16 protein-coding genes are annotated in these 22,356 nt (G+C 45.5%); 8 read left to right on the top strand and 8 right to left on the bottom strand.

From position 1 onward, the window contains the following. Positions 1–77 precede the first annotated feature (77 nt). From E4665_RS08310 to E4665_RS08295, 4 genes are read right to left on the bottom strand one after another with little or no spacing between them, the layout of a single operon-like run. Positions 78–1,454, bottom strand: a complete 1,377-nt coding sequence (locus E4665_RS08310; RefSeq protein WP_135348323.1) for an SLC5/6 family protein — start codon at positions 1,452–1,454, stop codon at positions 78–80. Next, positions 1,447–2,160 carry a response regulator transcription factor gene (locus tag E4665_RS08305; protein ID WP_135348322.1) on the bottom strand — a complete coding sequence of 238 codons (714 nt, stop codon included), beginning with the start codon at positions 2,158–2,160 and terminating at the stop codon, positions 1,447–1,449. The genes E4665_RS08310 and E4665_RS08305 overlap by 8 nt, the downstream gene beginning before the upstream one ends. A gap of 2 nt (positions 2,161–2,162) precedes the next feature. Beyond that, entirely contained in the window at positions 2,163–2,900 is a 738-nt protein-coding gene (locus tag E4665_RS08300; RefSeq protein WP_241654751.1) for a sensor histidine kinase, read from the bottom strand. Between the two features lie 44 nt (positions 2,901–2,944). Beyond that, positions 2,945–3,856, bottom strand: coding sequence for a proline iminopeptidase-family hydrolase (locus tag E4665_RS08295; protein WP_135348320.1), 912 nt, complete (start codon positions 3,854–3,856; stop codon positions 2,945–2,947). A gap of 149 nt (positions 3,857–4,005) precedes the next feature. On the opposite strand from E4665_RS08295, the gene E4665_RS08290 reads away from it, so the two are divergent. Then, complete coding sequence (locus E4665_RS08290; protein ID WP_135348319.1) at positions 4,006–4,965, top strand: ketopantoate reductase family protein; 960 nt, start codon at positions 4,006–4,008, stop codon at positions 4,963–4,965. A 310-nt stretch (positions 4,966–5,275) separates the two neighbouring features. Further along, the gene (locus tag E4665_RS08285; RefSeq protein WP_135348318.1) at positions 5,276–7,540 is read left to right on the top strand and encodes a glycoside hydrolase family 15 protein; all 2,265 of its coding nucleotides are present in this window, start codon (positions 5,276–5,278) and stop codon (positions 7,538–7,540) included. Positions 7,541–7,956: 416 nt separating this feature from the next. Here the strand turns inward: E4665_RS08285 and E4665_RS08280 are convergent, their stop codons facing one another. After that, positions 7,957–9,867, bottom strand: coding sequence for a fructose-specific PTS transporter subunit EIIC (locus E4665_RS08280; protein ID WP_135348317.1), 1,911 nt, complete (start codon positions 9,865–9,867; stop codon positions 7,957–7,959). 5 nt (positions 9,868–9,872) lie between these two features. After that, on the bottom strand, positions 9,873–10,811 hold the full coding sequence (gene pfkB / locus E4665_RS08275) for a 1-phosphofructokinase (RefSeq protein ID WP_135348316.1): 939 nt from the start codon (positions 10,809–10,811) through the stop codon (positions 9,873–9,875). Positions 10,812–10,936: 125 nt separating this feature from the next. Between pfkB and E4665_RS08270 the strand changes: the two genes are divergently transcribed. The 5 genes from E4665_RS08270 (at position 10,937) to E4665_RS08250 (ending at position 19,063) form a co-directional block, all read left to right on the top strand. After that, positions 10,937–11,722 (top strand): MurR/RpiR family transcriptional regulator, encoded by a 786-nt coding sequence (locus tag E4665_RS08270; RefSeq protein ID WP_241654750.1) that lies wholly within the window; start codon positions 10,937–10,939, stop codon positions 11,720–11,722. Positions 11,723–12,119: 397 nt separating this feature from the next. After that, entirely contained in the window at positions 12,120–14,438 is a 2,319-nt protein-coding gene (locus tag E4665_RS08265) for a glycosyltransferase (RefSeq protein ID WP_241654749.1), read from the top strand. 260 nt (positions 14,439–14,698) lie between these two features. Then, positions 14,699–16,603: a TcaA 3rd/4th domain-containing protein gene (locus E4665_RS08260; RefSeq protein WP_167815157.1), complete on the top strand. Its 1,905-nt coding sequence runs from the start codon at positions 14,699–14,701 to the stop codon at positions 16,601–16,603. 184 nt (positions 16,604–16,787) lie between these two features. Beyond that, positions 16,788–17,711 (top strand): LCP family glycopolymer transferase, encoded by a 924-nt coding sequence (locus E4665_RS08255; protein WP_174845469.1) that lies wholly within the window; start codon positions 16,788–16,790, stop codon positions 17,709–17,711. 482 nt (positions 17,712–18,193) lie between these two features. Beyond that, on the top strand, positions 18,194–19,063 hold the full coding sequence (locus E4665_RS08250) for an AEC family transporter (protein ID WP_277752216.1): 870 nt from the start codon (positions 18,194–18,196) through the stop codon (positions 19,061–19,063). 4 nt (positions 19,064–19,067) lie between these two features. Here the strand turns inward: E4665_RS08250 and E4665_RS08245 are convergent, their stop codons facing one another. Next, the gene (locus E4665_RS08245) at positions 19,068–20,426 is read right to left on the bottom strand and encodes a methyl-accepting chemotaxis protein (RefSeq protein WP_135348312.1); all 1,359 of its coding nucleotides are present in this window, start codon (positions 20,424–20,426) and stop codon (positions 19,068–19,070) included. Between the two features lie 179 nt (positions 20,427–20,605). Here E4665_RS08245 and E4665_RS08240 point away from each other — a divergent pair, with 179 nt between their 5' ends. After that, on the top strand, positions 20,606–21,346 hold the full coding sequence (locus tag E4665_RS08240; RefSeq protein WP_135348311.1) for a YdcF family protein: 741 nt from the start codon (positions 20,606–20,608) through the stop codon (positions 21,344–21,346). 347 nt (positions 21,347–21,693) lie between these two features. Here E4665_RS08240 and E4665_RS08235 read toward each other — a convergent pair whose 3' ends face one another. Next, the gene (locus E4665_RS08235) at positions 21,694–22,077 is read right to left on the bottom strand and encodes a helix-turn-helix domain-containing protein (RefSeq protein WP_135348310.1); all 384 of its coding nucleotides are present in this window, start codon (positions 22,075–22,077) and stop codon (positions 21,694–21,696) included. Positions 22,078–22,356: the final 279 nt, after the last annotated feature.

Here is a 22,356-nt window from a genome sequence, read left to right as displayed (position 1 = left end):
CTCATCAGTTGATAACTTCAGTATAAGGTTTTCAATGTTCAAAAATTTGTAATATAATATTCAATTTTTATAAAAATCTATCTTCTTTGTAAGGAAACATGACATAGCCACAGGACGGTCTGCAGGCATAAACTTGTGATCAGTCCCCAGAACAAGCCTGAAAGAAGCGGGAAGCTGAGGATAAAAAAATACAGTCCAACTGCCAGTCCGGCTCCGGCCGGCAGCAGTCGGATCAACGAGACTTTTTCCCTAGAGATCATAATTAGTGAAAAACACGGGATGGATACAACACACAGCAGTGAAAAGAGTTTCGCGCTCAAGATGAGGATTGAGTAGGAAGGCTGCAGGATCACGCTTAAGATTAAGAGCAGCCCGAGGGCGGTTAGATAAACATTTTTAAAAAATTGACGGTCATGGTCTCCGCTGTCAGGCAGAGACAGCAGAAAGGCGTCCATTATTGATTTCAGACTGACCATTGAACTGATCAGGCCGATGCAAAGCAGTGAAGCAGTAAGCAATAGGGTGAAAAAGAAAGAATAACGGGAAAGAGTGTAAAAAATTCCATTTAGTGAAGAGGTACGGCTGGTATCAATGCTCTGCGCAAAGATACCGATCATCATCAGGGTGATAATCAAAGAGGCAAAACAGAAGATCGCGTTTCTGTAGATTGCTCTGATTCTGTTTACTCTAAGGGAGAAGTTCACATGCCACAAGGACAGGTTGGTCAGGAGGTAGCCGTAATAGACGCAGATCATCATAAAGAACCATAGACCCTGATCGAAAATGTCTGAAAAGAAATTGAACTTTAACGGTTGCTGTTTCATCATCCAGTTCTGATAGACGGTATTAATGCCATTTGTCAGATAGATATAGAGCAGCAGACAGGCAATGGTCCCGAACGCGAAAACGATCAACAGGCGGCTGGCTTTGGCAATCGCAGAGAATCCGCCAATAACCGCATAGACGTAGATGAGATAGACTAATGCCACACAAACCAGCTGTTGAGGAATATGAAAGATGTTGGCGGTGATCAGCGACATCCAGGTAATCTCAGCTGTAAAAGCAAAAAAGGCGACCAGTGCCATGATGGCGAGCAGGCAATGATAGGCATGAAGTGTGCTGCGTTCCCTGAAAAAGGTCAAGGAGGTATGATTGGGTGTATTTAAATGGACGGCCATCAGTGAACGGATCCATTTTTCAAAAAGCAGGATCACTGGAAAGAGGATGAGATTGAAAATGATGCCCCAAAATAAATTGCGGCCTGAGATGAACTGAAACAGGATTAAGATCATAAAACCTTTGAGCAGGTGGGAAAGCAGCAGCAGCGTGCCTTCATTAAGGCCAAGCTTTGGCCGGCACGTTACATAGTCGGAAATCGACTCTTTTCGGTTCAGAAAGGGCAGGGCAAAAATCAAAAGAAGAAGGTAGAGTAAAAACAGATCATTATTATTCATCTTGTGTCCCGAACTTTTCCCGTTTGAATTGTGAAGGCGTCATTTTCTCGTGCTTTTTGAAAGAATTCGTGAAGTAATTTTGGCTGGAAAATCCGACCGTGTCGGAAATGAATTGCAGCGAGTATTCGGGGTGGCCGATCATCAGATTTTTCGCCTGATTGATACGCACCCGGGACAAATAGTCATTATAAGAAAGATGGAGCTCATCATTGAATTTTTTACTTAAATAATTCGATGAGACGTGAACGGAGTCAGCAACATCCTGGAGATGTATATTGCGGGCATAGTGCTTCTGCACAAATTGCAGCCCCTTCTGCAGCACAGGAGTTACGGCAGGCGTGTCGCTTCTCTTTTCAAACGGATCGAGCACGTCATAGAGCTCTTTCTCTATAACGGGCTTGACGATATAATCCATGGCATTCAGTTTGATCGCCCTTTTCGCATATTCAAAATCCTGATAGGCTGTGATGACCACAAATTTGATGCCCTTTGAAAGGGTCTGCAGCTTTTCGGCAAGATCCAGGCCAGACTCGCCGCTCAGATGAATATCGATAAGGGCGAGGTGAACGGGCCGATCCGCGGCGATTTTCAGTGCTTCAGCCCCGTCTTCCGCGGCGAACAGATGCCAGTGCGGGTAACGGTTATAAATCAGCTGCGTCAGCTGTTCCAATTCCAGATATTCATCATCTACCATTAATACGTTCATTTTTAATCCTCCAGAGTAATATACGGCCAGACGACCTGGACAACTGTTTCCTGCTCTTTGTTTTTTGTGATGCTGATGTCTGTGTACAGATCGAAGAGCAGTTTCAGCCTTTTGCGGATATTTTCGAGACCGATGCCCTGTGAAGACTGAAGATCCAGCGGTTCTGTTCCATTGTCAATGACGTACAGCTTCACCCAATTGCCCAGCCGCTCAAAAATAATCAGAAGTTTTTTCTGCCCTTTCTTCTCCCCCAGCGCATGCTTGAACGCATTTTCCACCAGAATCTGCAGGGTGTAAGGCGGGATTCCGGCAGGCATATCCATCTCTTCGGTCTGAATCGTAATGTCCAGTTTTTTGCCAAACCGGAGCTGCTGAATGTACAGGTAATTTTTCACCTGCGCCATTTCTTCATTAAATGGAATGAGATCCTTTTTATCGGTATATTTGTAACGCAGATACATTGAAAATTTCTCAATGCTTTCGACCAGATCCTTTTGCCTGTTCAGGCGGGCGAGCGAAAGGACGATGTTCAGCGTGTTAAACATGAAATGGGGCTGGATCTGCTGGCTTAGCTGCAGCAGCTCGCTCTCCTGAAGCCGGTTCTGCAGTTGAATTTGTGAATTTTCAAGTTCAAGGATATCAATCTCTTTTTCGAACACAGGTAGCGAAACGAGGAGGAAAAAAGAAAGGACACTCATCAGCACGCCGCTGAAAACCAGGCCCTCGAATACATAAAACATCATGTGTCCTCCTGATAGATCGGAATTTGGCTGAAAGGTTCGGATCAGTCTGGGATGTAAGAATCCGACGCAACATCCTTCAAAAATTCAGAAAGTGCCTTGAAGTAATTGTCTTTGTCGTCAAACATGTTCATGTGGCCGCCGTTCGGGCAGATCCGCAACCGCGCATTCGGAATTTTCCGGTTCATTTCTTCTGCAATGCTGACAGGCATCGTTTCATGACCACCGAACAGTAATAGCACAGGAACGGTGATTTTATGAACGTCCTGGCGCCTGTCCCATCCCTTGAGGGCACCGGTGATAATAAATTCGTTATTGCCCTGAAAATAATTATATACAGAATTCGTGGTGTGTCCCAGAATTTTCTGGATATATGAAGGAACGGGCTTCATTCTGCAGAAATAATTGGCATTCAATTCATCCACGTATGCAGCATACTGAGCACTGTTGTAATCATCTTTATCCTCGCACTCTTTCATAAAGGACACAGCGTCTGCGCCCAACGTTTTGATGCGCAGATTGTCATTGTATTTTTCATAAACATCGATGCTGTCAATCATGCTGGAGATAATGGCACCTTTAAGATGACTACCGTACTTCAGAGCATATTCCTGAGTCAGTATCCCGCCCCAGGAATGACCCAGTAAATAAAAATCATCCAGCCCAAGCAGCTGTCTCACTTCTTCAACTTCGTCAACGTAACGTTCAATAGTGAGAAGTTTTTGATTTTCCACTTTCGTGAAATCTGGCTGATCTGAAAAATAGGAGCCCAGCTGATCATATGTATAGACTTCTACCCCTAATTCGGACAGTGAATCCGCATAGTGGTCAAAATATTCATGAGTCATTCCCGGACCGCCGTGCAGGCACAATAGTTTTATTTTTCCTTTTCCTTCGTGATGGCTCCATAAATGATAGCCATTTTTTAAAGTTAATATTTTTGTTTGTCCACCCATGATTTAACTCCTCAGCATACTTTTCTTTTTCATAATGATAGCACTTATTAGAAAATAAGAAAAAATGAATGGAGTCGGGTAATTGCACTCCAGCGTAAAAAGGTCTATTTTTGAATGAAAGAAGAGACACGAGCGAGGGGATAAGATCTATGAAAATTGCAGTTATTGGCGCCGGAGCCATGGGTCTCCGCTATGGCATTTTGTTACAGGAAGCAGGAAATAATGTCGACTTTGTTGAACCGTGGGAACAGAGCTATCGCTCAATAAGAGAGCAGGGCGGTGTTTATGTCTCAAGAGATCACGAGAATCAGCATCTTGTGCCTGTAAATGTTTTTCTTCCGTCAGAGTATCATCAGACACCTGACCTGGCGATCTTGTTTGTCAAACAGATGCAGTCGGAGGAAGCGATGGAGGCGTGCCACCATTTTATCGGTGAGAATACATATGTATTGACTAATCAGAACGGGATCGGATCGGTCGATATCATAAAAAAATATGTGCCGGATCAGCATATCATCGCCGGAATCGCTTTGATTGCGACGGTACTGGATGCTCCTGGAAAAGTGGACTTTATGGGCGCCAAAGGGGCGGGCCACACCCATCTGGCTAACGTCACGGAAAAGCCGGATGCGTTCACACATCAGGTTGTGGAGGAATTTCAGAAAGCAGGCATGAATCCGACGCTGCATACCAATTATCTGGGCACGCTCTGGGGCAAGCTGCTGATGAATTCGGTCATCAACACGCTTTGTACGTTGATGGATATCACGATGGGTGAGTATGTCGCTTACTCCGGAGCGGCCGATTTAACACGCCGACTGATCGATGAAGGCTACGCGGCGGGTCTTGCGGATGGGGTTCGGTTCATGCAGAGCCGTGAGGAAATGGCGGAAATCATTTACCATGAAAGCTCAGAGGTCAATCCGCTCCACCATCCATCTATGTATCAGGATATGGTCAACAATCGGCCGACCGAAGTGGACTATATAAACGGTTATATTGTCAAAGTGGCTAGAAAGCATCAACTGAAGGCGGAAAACCACGAGATGCTTGTCGACCTTCTGCATTTGGCAGAGGCGGCGAAGCAGCTTAAAGCAGGGAAAGATTAAACATCTGATGCTTTCCTGACTCATCAATTGAAAAATAACAGGTGTACATTTTTTTGAAGTTCCGACCATTCATGGTGCACATTTCTAGCTTAAGTGTGCATTGATTGGTACAAGTCCCGCCTGTTTGCACACATCCGCGAACTTTCCCCTTTCTCTTATCTGACTATAGTACTGTTTGCAGTTTCTCTTTTTCTATTACAAGACTGAATGTTCAGTAGTAAAGTAATGGAAAATGTGCAAAAAAATGTGCAAAGATCTGGCATGTAATTTGCAGGCAGAAGGATGAATAAAAGAGGGAAGGGGATATCCGATGAGTCTATTAAACAGAAGATCGAAGCAGATTTTGATTATTCTATTGTCCCTGATTGTTTGTACGGCATTGACGGGAGTCAGTCCGCTGAAGGCGCGAGCTACCGGCAATAGTACAACTGCCCCTGCTTATACGGGCCATAATTCCTGGAATCAGCTGACGACATCCAATGGGCTTGCTGCGGCGATCTATTCCGCGGCAGAAGGGAAACTGATCCGCTATCAGCGGCATATTTACAGCCACGTCGACGCAAATAGTACCACACCGAATTTTATGTGGGATTCGTACTTCGGTTATGGGGTTGACGGAGGAAAAGCGACCTGGCTGAATAATGTCGCTGTTGACTCGGCCAAATATGTAAACGGTACCAATATTATCAACGCGAGTCAGAATGATGGCAGTTTGCAGTTTGACAGCTATTATTTCACTCCTTTTTCGGGAAATAATCAGCACAAATCCAGTCTGCTGGTCATGCTGCTGAAAGTCACCAACAACAGCGGTGCCGATAAAAAGGTGTCTGTTTTTTCAACGCAGAACCTGCATCTCGGAACGGATTACGGAACCGCGAATGAGCAGACAGCCTACAACGCGGGCAATGATTATCTGAAGGAATACAACGGGAAAAACGGCAGCATCGCCATCTACAAAAACCTGAATCTTTCAGGCGAGCACCATGAAACAGGAGTGTCCGGCGGCGACACGAATAATAACCCCTGGTATGACGCCGCAAATTACGGAAAACTGGACGATCATGTCGTGAGTGAGGGCAATGATATTTCCGCGGGTTTTGAAAACCGGACCAATGACTTGGCAGCCGGCCAGTCGAAGTGGTACGGAGTAGTCATTGGGCTGAATGAAGACGGCAATGAAAGCAATCTGAGCAGTGATGTCCAGTCACTCGCGGACACGGCTCTAGGTAGCAGCCCGCAGGCACTCCTGACTCAGGAAGAAAATTGGTGGGCGGACTGGCATAGCAAGGAAAAAATGCCTGCGGGTCTTACAGCACAGGAACAGCAGGTTTACAGACAATCAACAGCAGTTCTGAAAATGTCCCAGAGCAGAGAATTAGGGCCGAGTTATGGACAGGTTCTGGCCAGTCTGATTCCAGGTGAATGGAGTATCGCCTGGGCGCGCGATGGAAATTATTCGATTCAGGCCCTCATCGCGTCCGGACATTATCAGGAAGCAAGGGATGCACTGAAATTCCTGTTTGACGCGAAAATGAGACAGGCTGAAGATGGCTCGGGAGCGAACTATTATCAGAAAAACTTTATTGAAAGCACGGATACAGGCGCTCCAACCTATGGGCTGGGTGTCCATCTGAGTGATAATTACCTGATCTCAGTCTGCCGGTATTACGGAAATGGTACGGAAGAGTCTGATTGGAACAACAATGGCCCAAACATTGAGTTCGACGGATGGGGCCTGTTCCTATGGAGTGTGGATCAATATGTGAAAGCAACGGGCGACACGAGTTTTCTGACCGCCAATAATAAGGATTACTGGAACAAGCTGACCCGGCAGGACGCGGATTTGCTGATTGAGCTGATCAACCCGTCAAACGGACTGATCCAGCCGGATTCCTCAATCTGGGAAGAGCACTGGACCCCGTTCAGTGTCCTTAACACAGCGCCGTCCCGGCAGCAATTTGCCTATACCGATATCACGGCTTATCAGGGGCTGAAGTCTGCCGCAGATCTCGCCAAGCGTCTGGGCGAAGAAAAGTCAATGGACAAGTACAACAATGCGGCATCTTCGATCAAGGACGCGGTGCTGAATCATCTTGTCGTCAATGCCGGCGGGTACCGGACGATTGCCTCATCACTGGAAAGGAAAAGCGATCCGGCGCACTATAATGACGGGTCGACGGTGGAAGCGATCAACTTCGGCCTCGTTAATCCGAAATCGAACCTGGCTTCCGGAATGATTCAGGCTTATAATCAGAACCTGCATATTACAACGGGCAGCACTCCGGGTTTCAAGAGGGATCAGGACGGTGATCTCTATGATTCCAGAGAATGGGGATTCATTGATCTGAGAATTGCCGGTGCGCTGTCTAAAATGGGACAGAACGGAGAGGCCAAAACACTCCTTGACTGGATGACCAGCCAGGCATCGGCAAACTACGACCTGATCCCTGAACTGCTCGATTATAATACGCAGGACTATGCCGGCTCCGTGCCGATGGGCGGATTTGGTTCTGGGTCATACATTCTCGGCATTAATGATTATTACGGTCAGCAGAAAAAAGTGGATGAAAAATAAAACGCTGAAAAAGAGTCTCACAAAATGGTTGGACGCTGTCCAAAAGGCCATCGCATCAAGTGGTAATTAAAATCGGTTTTTAACAGAATAAGAGAAAACGATCTGTCGCTTAAAAAGCGGGACAGATCGTTTTTTTTATTCTTGATCTGCGGACAACCGAATTTTAGGCAGTGATTGGTGACGGACGTCTAATGAATTTCTCAGTGACTGTAGCTTCTTCTAGATACTTTTTTCCAGGATCGGACCGTGTGTTCAGATACACAGGCATATTCATTGATCCGGAAAAGTTTTCATATGCCTGAAGTGGGAGGAATAATGAGGAAATTGTTTAAAACTATGAATTTAAAGAAAACCTCGAGGCGGAATCTTTTCAGATTCTGTTTCGAGGTTTCACTATCTTTATGAGAATTGATGATTCAGGAGCTTACATTTAATGCATGAAACACGTCCGCTTTCGTTCGGGCATTGTGAAGGGCGTTAACGACCTGCTGGTTCATAAGCTTCTGGGCCATATCCGACAGATAGTGCATATGCGCCGCACTTCCATTCTCAGGAATCAGATAAGCGATTACAATGGTTACAGGCTGTCCGTCCAGTGTTTTCCAGTCATTAATCGTTCCATTAGTTTTGATGACGAACATCGCTGATTTTTTTATTGATGGCGTCTGTGCATGGGGAATGGCGAAACCGCCTTCCATTCCGGTTGAACCCAGTGATTCGCGGGCATCAAACGCATCGATTAGCGCCTGACGGTCCATAATGTAGCCTTTTTCAAAAGCTTTTTCGGCGATGAAATGAAAGAGTTTTTTCTTGTTTTGAATCTGATTATTTTCCAGATAAATGTTATCAATGGTCAGAAGAGATAGTTCTTGTTCGTCGTTGGTTTCATTTTCACTTTTTTCGGGTTCAGAAACAAAGTTGCTTCTGGATCTGTTTTCTTTTCTTGCCGTTCTTTTCTGATCCCAGGCAATCAGGAATCCGGCTACGAGAGCGCCGATGACAATGTCCATGACCCAGAGAAACGGGTGGTTGACGATCGGCAGAATGATAAAACCGCCATGTGGTGCAGGTACCTGAATTTTCATGTAGTAAGTCAGAATCGCCGCAATGGATGAACCGATCATCAGGAAGGGTATGACGATCAACGGTTTTTTGGCTGCAAATGGAATGGCACCCTCCGTAATGTGCGTCGACCCAAGCAGAAAATTAACATATCCGGCATTGCGCTCTTCGACTGTATACGCATTCTTCGCAAAGAGTACAGCGAATCCCGTGGCAAGCGGTGGAGCGATGCAGGCTGCTGATACACCAGCCATAAAGAAGTAGTTCCCTTGAGCAAGCAACGCTGTTCCAGTGAGATACGCCGCTTTATTGATTGGGCCGCCCATATCGAATGCACACATCATTCCGATAACCAGCCCCAGAACAAACGGACTCGAATTTTGTAGACCGGCAACAAAGTTCATCATACCGTGATTAATGGTTGACATTGGTGCTGACAGAAAAAACATAATCAGACCGCCTGCAAATGTTCCGAGAACAGGGAGCAGGAAAATAGCTTTGAGTCCGTCCAGCTGCTTGGGCAGGTTTTTCATTAGGTACTCCAGCAGCACAATAATATAGCCTGACAAGAATCCGCTTACAATTCCACCGAGAAAACCTGTTCCGTTGGTAAATGCGATCATGCCTGTAATAAAACCGACGATGAGACCGGGTCGTTTGCCGATTGCTTCTGCAATATATGCGGAAAGGATAGGAACCATCAGTCCCATTGCAATGGCACCGATACTTTTAAGCTGAAAGGCGAATGGATTGAACTGAGCGTTTCCTGGTTCGCCGGAATGTATGCCGAACATGAAGGACACAGCGAGCAGCACACCTCCAGCAACTACAACAGGAATCATGTGCGAGACACCGTTCATCAGGTACACATAAATTTTGTGTAGATAGGAATCTTCGCTTTCAGATTGATTGTGTCCCTTCCCTGATGAACGCTGTTTTCCCTCTTTGAAAGGAGGCAGGTCGTCGCTCAGAATCTTTTTAATCAGTTCATCAGGCTCTTTGATCCCTTTTGAAACAGACACCTTGATCACTCTTTTACCGATAAAGCGATCCTCATCGACATCTTTGTCGGCGGCTATAATGACACCGTAGGCTTCCTCGATTTCCTGATCAGTCAGCTCGTTCTCAACACCAACCTGGCCGTGGGTCTCGACTTTGATTGAAATGCCTTTTTTCTCTGCTGCATCTTCCAGGGCTTTTTTAGCCATAAAAGTATGAGCAATGCCCGTAGGACAGCCAGTAGCCGCAATAATTTTCTTTGTCATTGCTTTCAAACCTCGCTTTCAGTTATGTTTTTTAGAACAATTTGCCTGAGGAGAAGCGGGATATCTTTAAGATCACTCAGACCTGATGTAAAGGCTGTTGAGGAAGCGGCCGCCGTTGCGTAAGCAAGCGCTTCGGCCAAATTTTTCCCTTTAATTTGTGAACCGACAAAAGCGGCCAGTAAAGTATCTCCAGCACAAGCCGTGTTGACTACCTCACCCTTCGGTGCACTGGTACTTAGAAGGTGCTTCTCATCTAAATAAATTGCACCCTTTGAACCGCGGGATACGATGATGCGCCGCGCTCCCATTTTCAGTAACTCTTTGGCCCCTTCAATGATTTCGCTCTCACTCGAGAAAGACGCGGGATTGGCATTAAGGAAGGCCGCAAGTTCCTCGTCACTTGGTTTAATCAATGAAGGACTATAAGGGAGGCATTTCAATAGTGCTTTGGAACTGACGTCAAGGACTAAGGAAAAACCTCTTTGTTTTGAGAGACGCGCAATCTCAACCAGGATGGTGTCATCGACATTCCGGGGCAGAGAACCGGAAACAAACAGGCTGTCCCTGGCACCCAAACCGCTGATCAACTCCAGCAGTTTCTGCTGGCTCGCTTTGCTGATCTCGGGACCGTGATTGACTGCTTTATATTCCTTATTGCCTGCGCGGATGAATGTGTTAATTCTGGTAATTCCTTCAACATGAATGAAAGCGGTAGTAATGTTCTTTTCCTTCAGACTTGATTCAATGAATTCCCCGGTAAATCCGCCGATAAATCCGGTGGCAACACTGTCAATACCCATTTTTTTCAATATAAATGAAATATTGATTGCCTTTCCGTTTGCCTGATAGTCTTCATAATGGCTACGGTTGACGACAAAGGGTTTGAAGGTGTCAAATTCTGAAAATAGATCAATAGCAGGATTCATGGTGCAAGTATAAATCATAGTTACCGTTCACTCCTTTCTTTCACCTTCTATGTTATCAGTATCGCATATCTTCGCCGAAAAAATTTTCAAAGCATGCTATAATTAATGTAAGGCTTTACATTGTTGAAAAGAAGGGGTTTCCATTGGCAACAAATTTTCTGACACGGATTCAAGAGCACGATCACTTACTCAGTAATAGTGAAAAGTATCTCATTAACTATATAAAAGATCATCTTGAACAAATCCCCCAATTATCAATTGTTCAATTGAGCATGGAAGCTAATGTTTCAACGGCTACGATTGTCCGCGCGATGCAAAAGCTCGGATATGGCGGCTTTACTTCTTTTAAAATTCGACTTAAGGATGAAACTACGGAAAATATCAGATTTACCGCTGTGGAAAAAGTGGATCATAAGATTAAAGAAGCCATTTTAAAAAATGAACGTGAAGTGAGCCAGACCATCGGTATGCTGGACAGTGGGACGATTGAGGATACACTACAGAAAATGATCTATGCCGATAAAATCATGCTGTTTGCACGGGGATTTTCAGAACTGATTGCAAAAGAAATGATGATTAAGTTACAGCTTCTGGGAAAATACAGCGAACTTCATAATGATCCGAACATCATCCGTACCATCAGTAAACGAATCCGGCCAACCGATCTGGTAATGTTTATTTCTCTGAATGGAAAAACAGAGGAACTTGTCGAAGCAGCGGAAAATTGCAAGGCGAACGGTGTCAGTACGATTACATTGACGGCCAATCGTAACAGTCCGCTTTACGAGCTTTCGGAAATTTCTATTGTCGGCTATAAATCGCATGTCTCCTACTTTCCGGATTATGAAGTACAATCGCGCATGCCGATTATGGTCATTGCCCGAATTATTCTTGATGCTTATGCGATACGAACTCAGGGAAAAGATTGATATCGTACATGCGCATCGATTATTTTATTCCTCTGCTTCTACTTTCATAAAATAGCATAGACAATTCTACGTATTTATCATTTAAAGTAAACTATTAGTCTATTTCATATCACTTTCTCGAAAACTCAAGGCGGCTGGTCTCTACAACAGCGCGCTTTTTTGATGTTCAAATTTATATTTTCAAATAGCAATGAGTCATTATGCCTGATCCGTTAGGCTGTTCACGCCTGGGGGACTTAAGAATCAATTTATGGGACAACCCTTTACAAGAGTCGAAGAATAGCAGATTATGACGAATAGTGTCGAATAACTGGAACGCTGTTTAAAAATGTCTCATCAGCTATAAAACGCGCAGCGGATACCAATTGCTTTCATGAGGTAAAGTGGGTGCTGAAATTTGTGGTTCTCTCAAGATATCTATCCTGCCGTAATGATCGGCCTGTTACTTATATTCTTTTTGGGCGCTTTGTGGCGTGAAAATATTTTTAAGAAGCCGTTGATTCTGTTGTGCTGCATGATAAGCGCGATCTACCTGGTCTGGAGAATTTTTTTTACGCTGCCCGGCGATGGCCTAGCCAATATCATTGCGGGCATTATTTTGCTTGCGACAGAATTTATTGGTTTCTTGCAGATGCTAATTTTTTACACTTTAGTTTGGAAACCCGCCGATCAGAAGACAGTTCCACTGGAGAGGCTTGAAAAAATTCCGACTGTTGACATTCTGATTGCAACGTATAATGAACCTGTTTCTGTTTTAAAGCGGACCATAGCCGGCTGTCTGAATCTTGATTATCCTCCCGGTCTTTGTACGATTTATCTGTGCGATGATGGCGGCCGTGAAGAAGTCCAAAGAATGGCGGAACAGTTCCATGTTCGGTATCTGGCCCGAACCGATCACACATCGGCTAAGGCGGGAAATCTGAATCATGCACTGCAGCATTCAGAAGGAGACTTTATCGTCACTCTTGACGCCGATATGGTTCCTCTGGCACCTTTTCTGCGTCAGACACTGGGTTATTTTTCAGAACCTGAAGTGGCTTTCGTCCAGACACCTCAGGCTTTTTATAATGACGATCCCTATCAGTACAATACATTTTCCACGCATCATGTGCCGAATGAGCAGGACTTTTTCATGCGGACGCTACAGGCCGGCAAGGCACGCTTCAACGGAGTGATGTTTGTCGGCAGCAATGCAGTCTTTCGCCGTACAGCGCTTGATGCCATTGGGGGATTCGCAACGGGGGTTATCACCGAAGATATGGCGACCGGCATGATCCTGCAATCGAAAAAATACAAAACGAAATTCGTCGGCGAGGTGCTGGCAATGGGCCTCGCGCCGGAATCGTGGAGTGATATGCTGAAGCAGCGCGATCGATGGTGTCGGGGAAATATTCAATGTGCGAAAAAGTGGAATCCTCTGACCATGAGCGGTTTGACACTGATGCAGCGCCTGCTTTACATGGACGGGCTGATTTATTGGTTCTTCGGCCTCTTTAAGCTGGTTTACGTGGCGGCGCCGCTGGCATTTTTACTACTTGGCATCTATTCGCTGAAGACAGATATTTTTTCTATTATAATTTTCTGGCTCCCCTTTTTCCTTGGCACAGTGCTGGCTTTCCGTATTGTCTCGAAGCGGCAGCGCAGCATGATCTGGAGCCATATCTACGACACATCGATGGCCCCGAGGCTGGCCCTATCGGTGCTGATGGAGCTTTTTTTCAATAAGCAGGTTCATTTCAAAGTCACACCAAAAGGGGAAAGATCCGACCGGAGGGACTTCCAGTGGCTGACGATTCTACCGCATTTGATTCTTCTGGTACTTACTCTGACCGCATTAGCAAAAGTGGCGGTCGATTATTTCTATTTTCACAATGTGGCGATCAACAGTGTCAGTTTCAACCTGTTTTGGGCACTCTACAACATGACCGGACTGATTGTTTCGGTAACGGTTGCCGTCAACCGGCCGCGTTTCCGGCGAGCTGAGCGTTTTGCTGTTCGGCAACGCGCGCGGCTTCACATGATGGCTCCGGATGGATCGGCCTACGACGTCCAGGCGCAAATCGTCGATATGAGTGAAACCGGGGCCCGTGTTTCTATTGATGACCGGAAGATCCATAACGATCTGAATCTGGTGGCGCGCGCTCTGACGATTGAAGGTGTCGGCGAACTGGCCTGTAAAATGATTTGGATATCGCCGGATTCCGTAACTAATGGCGCGTTTCTTGGACTCCATTTTGACGCGTTAAGTGAGTCCCAGTATATCCGTGTGATTCAGCTGCTGTTCAATATGAATAATCCTCGCCGCCCGTTTGTCGAGCAGCGGTCGGGATTTATTCGGACACTCTACCGCTTTTCCCGTAATTCCTTTGTGCCGCTCAAGGACCGGCGCCGCCAATACGTCCGGGAAGTGATTCAGGCCGAAGGTTATCTCCTTAAAATATCCTCTGAAAGGATTCATCAGGCCGCGTTTGAGGCAGCCGCCGCACTTGCACAGAGTACTTCTTATCAGGAACAAATAGTCCGTCCGATGGAGAAGCCTGTGACCATCATGGATATCAGTTCAACCGGATGCCAGATCCGAAGCCGATTTCCTCTTGTCCTTCATGAAAAATATGCCCTTTCTTCCGAATCAGAAAGAATGAATCTTGTCCGTGCCGAAGTGGTCTGGACGAAAAGAAAACTAGGAAAGAGTTATTCGGGCCTTCGATTTTTGTAACACAATAAAAGATTCAAAGAAAAGCCCTCTCCCTCACACGTTCCGTGCAAGGGAGAGGGCTTGCGTGCGATAAACCATCATTTGTAGCAACAAAATTGTAGAAAAAGCTTCAGAGTTTTTAATAGGTGCTTTTTCTCATAGAAAATCCATGCAAATATGTGAAATAACGACAACAAAAGTGCAAATCCGGGACTTTAATAATGGTATAATTAATCTGCATTTATTATTTCTTATCCTTGATCAGAAAGAAGGCCTATCATTTGTTCTGCAAAAATTGCGGCGCTAAGAATCCGGATGATGCGAAATTCTGTGCCAAATGCGGCATTCCGCTGGCAATTCCACCTGTCCCGCTGCAACCGGAAACACCGAAGCCGCCTGATGTTCCGAAAAGTGTTGAAAGATCTAACACTTCTGAAATCTCTGATCCTCCTGAAATTCCGGAAGTCACTCAAGCATCTGAAAGCTCGGCTCAGCCTGAGCCTCCAGTATCGGAAGCTCCCCGGGATTCTGAAGCAGCAAAATCACCTGATATACCTGAAGTAAAGAGTCAGGATCTTCTATCAGATGCTAAATTGTCGGATAATCCTGAAACGTCCGGTGAAGAAGTGCCGGATCGACCGGCCGCTTCTGAAAATGAGGATCCGGCGGATATCCCGGGCATTCCGAGTGAACCGGATATTGAAATACGCAGAAGGCCCGAGATGGTGCATCCTCCTGAAAATATCCGAGTGCCTGAGGAATCATTAAGCTCGCACCCTGAAAAGATTGCGCTGGCTCATGTTCCAGCCGGAATGGCCCCAGGCGAAACACGCACCGCGAGTGGTACTAAGTCGAAGTCGCATAAGAAGCTCTGGCTCATCCCGATTCTGATCATCGTCGTATTGGGCACGGCCGCCTATTTTACAGGAAAATACTTGACCGACCCGAGCCGGACGGTGGATGCTTTCGAGCAGGCTGTCCGCGATCAGAACGTGTCGGAACTTAAGTCGCTGATTCAGCCGAATGAGCACACAGGCGTGACAGATGCCCAGATCAGGGCGATGCTTAATCTGTTTAAAAATCAGCCAGATACATATCACTCAATTGTTACAGCACTGGATGCGTCAGCAGCATCACCAAACCGGACAACCGGCGACACACCTTATTATCTGCAGAGGTCTGGCAAGAGGTTTCTGATTTTTGACAACTATCGGATCGGGACGGACACGGTTCAGGCCAAAGTGACGACAAACCTGCAGGGGATGCAAGTGGGGATACAAGGTGTCGGACAGTCGAAAGTTGCCTCTGAGGCGGACAGCAATACACCTCAGACACTCACTGTAGGACCGGTGATTCCAGGTGAATATACAATCTACGGGAAATCAAAGACCCTGAACACGACGAAAGTTGTCAGTCTGACTTCTTCAGGAAAGTCTGTCGACTTTTCCGGCATTTATGTCAGGGTCAGCAGCAACATCAGCGATGCTGAGCTTTTTGTCAATGATCAGGATACAGGGAAAACAATCGCTGAAGTGGGAGAATATGGTCCGTTTAAGAAAAATGACACTCCGGTGTTCTACGCTAAATATACGGTGAACGGGAAATCCATACAGACCAGTCCGGTATCGATCACTCCTGACGGTTCAAATTATGACGACAGCAGCATGACATTTGACGATGCCCAGAACAGTGGTATTGAACTCGACTTCTCCGAGGTGAATTCAGGCGATTTCTATGTTCTGAACAGCAACGATGAACAGGGGAACATTGATACACTGAACAGTTACTTCTCCGGGTTCTACGATGCCCTTTCGAATGCCGTGTCCAGTGGCGATACATCTGATTTCGCCAACTATTTTGAAACCGGCACAAGTTACGCTGCCGCTCAGTTGAAAAACGCACAAAGTTTTAATAAACAGGGCATTAGCGAAACCAACTCGGATTATACAATCAATAGCGTGCAGAGCCTCGGCAATGGCGTGTTCAGCGCCCAGGTTGATGAAAGCTGGGATGAGGAGATTACAGACCCCGATACCGGTGATTATACGACTAAGAGTTTTTCGTACACCAATACTTATAAACTCCAGGAAACAGCGCCCGGCACATTGAAGATTATCGGTCAGAATATCACCAACAGGCAGGATACGACGGACTCTTCATCTTCGTCCGACGCTTCCAGCTTTTAATCCGCTTGCAAGTAGTGTGTTAAGAAGATTCCTGGTAAACCGTTTCTTGGAATTTGGAAGATAATAGTGTGGATTCAAATTTCTTTAAAAATGATCTGACCCACCCCTCATTTTGTCAAAAAGAGACGAATGTTATACTAATTGACTGTAATTTTGTCGAAATTTAGAGATTAAAGGAAAGATAATAGTGAAGAAGTTTTTGCTCACGGTAGGTTCTATTCTTGTTTTCCTCCTGGCTGCCGGAGGTGGATATGCCTGGTGGATGTGGCATTCAGCAGCCGCGACAGCGCAGAAAATGTATGATGTAAAAGGCGGTAAGGGCAATCATCAGACCGTTGCTGTCCAGAAACCGATCAGCATTCTGCTTCTTGGAGTTGACGAACGTAAAAATGATTCCGGAAGATCCGACACGATTATTGCACTGACACTGAATCCGAAAACGGGCACGATGCAGATGATCTCGATACCACGCGATACCCGGACTGATATTGTCGGACGCGGGACGCTGGATAAAATCAACGCTGCTTACGCATTCGGCGGCGTACAGATGGCTGAAGATACAGTGAGCAATTTTGTCGGGAACATCCCTTTCGACTTTTATATCAAGATCAACATGCAGGGCATGAGTGATCTGGTCGACGCCATTGGCGGTGTAACGGTCAATAACACGGTGGACTGGATCGATGAGGGGTACTATAAAAAGGGTTACCACTTCAAAACGGGGAAAATCACGCTGACAGACGGGGCAATGGCAATGGGGTATGTCCGCATGCGCCATCTTGATCCGCAGGGTGATCTCGGCAGGAATAAACGCCAGCGCGAAGTGATTATGGCGATCGTGAACAAGATGGCCAATGTCAGCTCTGTTTCCCGTTACTCCCAAATTTTGCAGGCAATCGGAAATAACGTTAAGACGAACATGACCTTTGACGATATGAAAAATATAGCGCTCCACTACCGGAATGCCAGCAAGCATACGATTAATTACGAAGTCAATACGACGCCCGAGAAGATCAACGGAGTCGACTATCTGGTCGTCAGTGATGCGGAAAAGCAGCGTGTGCACGACATGATCGAAAAACAACTCGGCAACACGACGAATGAATAAAAAACAATTGAAATAAAATCCTGAGCAGGAAAGTCACCTGCCCGGGATTTTTCATTGTAAAGGACCATTATAAAAAAAGATCTGTAGATTACTATGGCTAAGCGGTACAACAGAAGATCTTATGAAAAGCGAACCCGAGATTGCTGAGTTCCGATAAAATTGCTTGAGTTCTGATAAATTGATCCGAGTTCTGATATATTTTACCGAGTTCCGATAAATCTGTCTGAGTTCTGATATATTTTCTTATTGGACCAGGGTTTGGAAATCAGGTCTGATTTTTTTACTTTTGGATGCGTTCTCCAAAGCTTGAGGAAACCATATACAATTCGGATGAACTTCAGAAAAATAAGCCCACCTCCGAATAAATTCCGATGAAACTTTTTCTAAATCATGTAAAATGTAAGAAGTTGTATTCTTAGAGACAGACCGCGGGATGATGCGGACGGAGGGGATTTGCAATTCTTATTTTTGCTGAAGTAATTTTGCCGGTTTTTCTGATTTTTGTGTGCGGTTTTGTTTTGCAGCGTGTGTTCATGCTGGATTTGAAGCCGATCTCGACACTTGCAGTGTATCTGCTTCTGCCGTTTCTCGTGTTTGATACGTTTTACACAGTACCATTAAATATGAATTTTTTCTATATCGTGGTTACTTCGGTACTGATCATGGCCGTTCTGATTGTTTTTGGGGTATTTCTATGCAAGCTGCTGAAATATGACAAAGGTGAAGCCAATGCCTTCCTTCTGTCCACCATTTTTCCGAACAGTGGCAATTACGGTATTCCAATCGTGATGTTCGCTTTCGGAAAACAGGGTGTGGCTTACGCGATGCCGCTGATGATCTGCCACGCGATCTTGATGGGAATCATCGGAATCTATATCGCGGCGAACGGACGCGGTGGAGCCAAAGTTTCGCTGCAGACCGTTCTAAAGCAGCCAATGAATTACGTGATTATCCCGGCGATACTTATGCAGCAATTTCAGATCCGCATTCCCGGAAATTTTCTGGAAAGTATTGAAATGATCGGCAATACAGCTGTTCCAATCATTATGATCATTCTGGGGATGCAGCTGGCAAATGTGGCGATACGGAAAATGAATTGGAAAAAGATCAGCCTCGTCTCGCTGGTTCGGCTGATCCTTTCACCTGTGATTGCTTTTATCATCTGTCTGCTTTTCCCGGTAAGCCCGCTGCTGAGAAATGTGATCATTGTGATGGCAGCGATGCCAAGTGCGGCGAATACTACTTTGTACGCAATCCAGTTTAATGCGCGGCCGCAGTTTGTTTCCAGCTGCACCCTGATTACGACGCTTGCCAGTGTCGTAACGTTGACCGTTCTCTTAAATCTGATTTGAAAAGTTAATCCGCTTTGACTTTAAAAGAGATGACCACCTGGTGCAGTTCATCGGCGATCGCCGCGAGCGCGCCCGCACTATTAGCCACTTCTTCAGCGGCGGCAGCCTGCTCTTTGGACGCGCTCGAAATCGTAAGGGTCTGTTCGGAGGTCGCAAGAGCCGCTGTTTCGATGGTCTTATAGGCTGCTGCGGCTTTGAAGGAGACCTGGGAAATTTTATTGACTTCGGAGTCGACGGTTTTCATTTTTTCACTGGTCTCATTCACAAGATCTTCAATCTGTTTGAATGATTTCCCTGTGCGTTCGACCGTCTCCATGCCCTGGTCAACCTTTGCGACGCCAACGCCCATTGATTGGGCCACACGCTCGGTCTCATTCTGAATCGCCGCCAGAATTTCATGAACCTTCTGCGCCGACTCCGCAGATTGATCGGCCAGTTTTCCGATCTCATCGGCGACAACGGAAAATCCTTTGCCCTGTTCCCCGGCGCGGGCAGCTTCAATAGATGCATTCAGCGACAGAAGCTGTGTCTGATCGGCAATGTCGTTGATGTCGCGGATGATCTGATTAACATCCTGTGTCTGGGTGCTCAGCTTTCCGACCATTTCGGCCAGTTCGTTGACGGTCTCCTTGATCTCTCGCATCTGCTGTGTCGCCCGTATCATTTCTTTTTCACCGATCCGGGCTGTCCGGACGGATTCCTTTGCAGACTCAGCAAGTTTCATTGTATCCATCGTAATGGCGACAATGGACATGTTAATGCCGTCATTATCTTTCTTTGCTACATTGACGCTTTGAAGATCCTTATCTGTGGCCGATGCCACCAGCTGAAGTGAATGAGCGATTTCATCGGTTGTGGCTTTGTTCTCTTCTGAAGATGCGGTTAGCTCCTCTGATGATGCTGCGACCGTTTCCGATTTATGCCTGATCGTGTTAATAATCCCATTCAACGAACCGATCATCTGATTGACGCTGTTTCGCATTTCGCCGAATTCCCTGTTCGTCACAACGGAATCCTCCAGCTGTCTGGACAGGTCATGTCCGCTCACAGCATTCAGCCTCTTGATAAATCCGTCCATTGGTTTCAGAAAAACAATACGGCAGACAAACCAAACGAGGATAAAAAGGACAACCAGTGTAATCAGGGCAATGATACCTATCTGTTCAACAATGGGGAAGGCGGCTGATGCCGCTGCTGAGGAGCTCAAATGTAGCCGCGTTTCGCCGAGTGTCTTAATATTTGAATAAACGGATCCAATAATGAAAAGATCCGGAATAATGACTATGGCTAAGACAAACGGAAGAAAAAGAGTGCGGATATGAAACCTTGAAATGATTCTGGTGAAGCGACGTATGAGATTCAATGAGATAGGCCTCCCGGGAACAAAAACGATTTTTTCGTATCAAGTCCTATCTATTATATCGGTTTGAGTAATGAAAGATATAGAGCGTTTTCAAAAAAATTATACTGCCAGTTTGAAATGGGCCCATATATTCCATATAGTAAAATAAAACTACCTGAAACCGGAAAGCGGGGTTCACGATGGAATACATTATTAAATTTATTTATGGATTTATCCTGCCCCCGGGCCTCTTTTTCACCCTTATGGTTATTTTGAGCCTATGGCTGCGTCAAAGGAACCGCAGACTGTTTTTCCTGACCGGGGGATTCGCACTTTTGCTTTATCTGTCTTTCATCCCGCTGACGGGAATCCTGCTCGTCCACCCGCTGGAGAACAGCTATAAGCCGCCAGCCCACCCAAATGGCGACGTGATTGTGATGCTAGGGGGCGGGGCGACACTTGGCACGCCGGATATGAATGGGGAAGGGCAGCTATCCGGAGATGCGGCGAACCGGCTGATGACCGCGTTCCGACTGTACCGTGAAACCGGCCTGCCCGTTATTGTTTCGGGAGGAAAAGTCTACCCGGACAGCGGGGTTGAAGCGGATATAGCCAAAAGAGAATTGATTGCTCTCGGCATGCCGGCGAATAAAGTAATTGTTGAAAATAAGAGCATTACCACGCGTCAAAATGCGATTAATACTAAAAAAATTCTGGTACGATTCCATTACGTGCGGCCTGTCCTTGTCACGTCAGCCTTTCATATGCCCCGCGCGGTCCGGAATTTCAGCCAAATCGGGATCAGGGTGGGGCCTTATCCGACGGATTATCTGGCGAGCAAAAAACTGTCGCTTTATCCGGGGCAGTTCGTCCCGTCCGATGGCGGAGTAGCTTTTACAGCTATTAAAGAGTATGCGGGATTGCTTACCACGCTGTTTTAAAGGATTAGACTGAAACATTTTAGAGGGCCCTGAGTCATAAATTACTCACTCGGACTTTTTAATGTGTTTGGAATGTGTAAGGGAAATAGAGATGCCCATTAGATTGTTCATACCAACAGCGGATCTGATTGGTCATTGATTAGAATGTACTCAGACTACAGAAAAGGTCTCCCAACAGAGCATCAGAAATCGGCTAGAAAAAATAGAACTACGGAATGGAAGATCACTCATTAAAAAATGAGCAATATCTTAAAAGAAACTAAGGATCTTACAGCAAGAATAATGTTGTAAGATCCTTAGTTTCATTATGTGGGATTTTTGGATCGAAACAGGTAAATAGGATTCAATCATTCGATTTCATCTTTAATAAATTTCCAAAGTTTATATAATTTTGCTACTTTTGTTTCAGGATCAACTTCTAAATCTGCAATGAACTGAGAGTACTTTTTCAATTCAATCATTAATTGAATTTCTTCATTTGAGAGAGAAAGTTCCTCTGTGACTTTAATTAACAAAGGGGGATTCTTGACATTCGTCAGACCAATTAGATAGTCAGTCGATGTATCAAATAGAACTGACAACGTTTGCAGTGCATTCAACGAAGGCTCATTTCTGCCTTGTTCATAGTAGCCATACGCACTAGTCGTTATATTGAGTTTCTTTGCCATGTCCTCTTGCTTTAGCTGAGCATCTTCTCGTAATTCTCTTAACCTTTCGGGAAAGGTAGTCACTTGTCAACACCTCTTACTCTTGAGGTGAATTATACAATCAAAGATTGTTAAAAATTAAAAATACAACAAAATGTCAGAAAATATATTTACATACAACATAATGTTGTTTATAATGTTCCATGTAAGGTAAACTTACATCAAATAATACATATTTCGACAGAAGGGATGTCCTGAAGAGCAGAGATTAGAAATCACAGCTTAGCAAATTTTTTTTATTCGACTGTGGGAGCATATTGAATTGCGAGAAAAGGAGGGAGCCAACATTAGAAGAGTGGAGAG

This window comes from Sporolactobacillus shoreae, assembly GCF_004684935.1.
Taxonomy (GTDB): Bacteria; Bacillota; Bacilli; order Bacillales; family Sporolactobacillaceae; genus Sporolactobacillus; species Sporolactobacillus shoreae.
This window is presented reverse-complemented; position numbering and strand designations above follow the sequence as displayed.

Excerpts from the sequence above, each read along its gene's own strand:
- E4665_RS08310 (WP_135348323.1), bottom strand. The coding sequence starts at position 1,454 with ATGAATAATAATGATCTGTTTTTACTCTACCTTCTTCTTTTGATTTTT.
- E4665_RS08305 (WP_135348322.1), bottom strand. The coding sequence starts at position 2,160 with ATGAACGTATTAATGGTAGATGATGAATATCTGGAATTGGAACAGCTG.
- E4665_RS08300 (WP_241654751.1), bottom strand. The coding sequence starts at position 2,900 with ATGTTTTATGTATTCGAGGGCCTGGTTTTCAGCGGCGTGCTGATGAGT.
- E4665_RS08295 (WP_135348320.1), bottom strand. The coding sequence starts at position 3,856 with ATGGGTGGACAAACAAAAATATTAACTTTAAAAAATGGCTATCATTTA.
- E4665_RS08290 (WP_135348319.1), top strand. The coding sequence starts at position 4,006 with ATGAAAATTGCAGTTATTGGCGCCGGAGCCATGGGTCTCCGCTATGGC.
- E4665_RS08285 (WP_135348318.1), top strand. The coding sequence starts at position 5,276 with ATGAGTCTATTAAACAGAAGATCGAAGCAGATTTTGATTATTCTATTG.
- E4665_RS08280 (WP_135348317.1), bottom strand. The coding sequence starts at position 9,867 with ATGACAAAGAAAATTATTGCGGCTACTGGCTGTCCTACGGGCATTGCT.
- pfkB (WP_135348316.1), bottom strand. The coding sequence starts at position 10,811 with ATGATTTATACTTGCACCATGAATCCTGCTATTGATCTATTTTCAGAA.
- E4665_RS08240 (WP_135348311.1), top strand. The coding sequence starts at position 20,606 with ATGGAATACATTATTAAATTTATTTATGGATTTATCCTGCCCCCGGGC.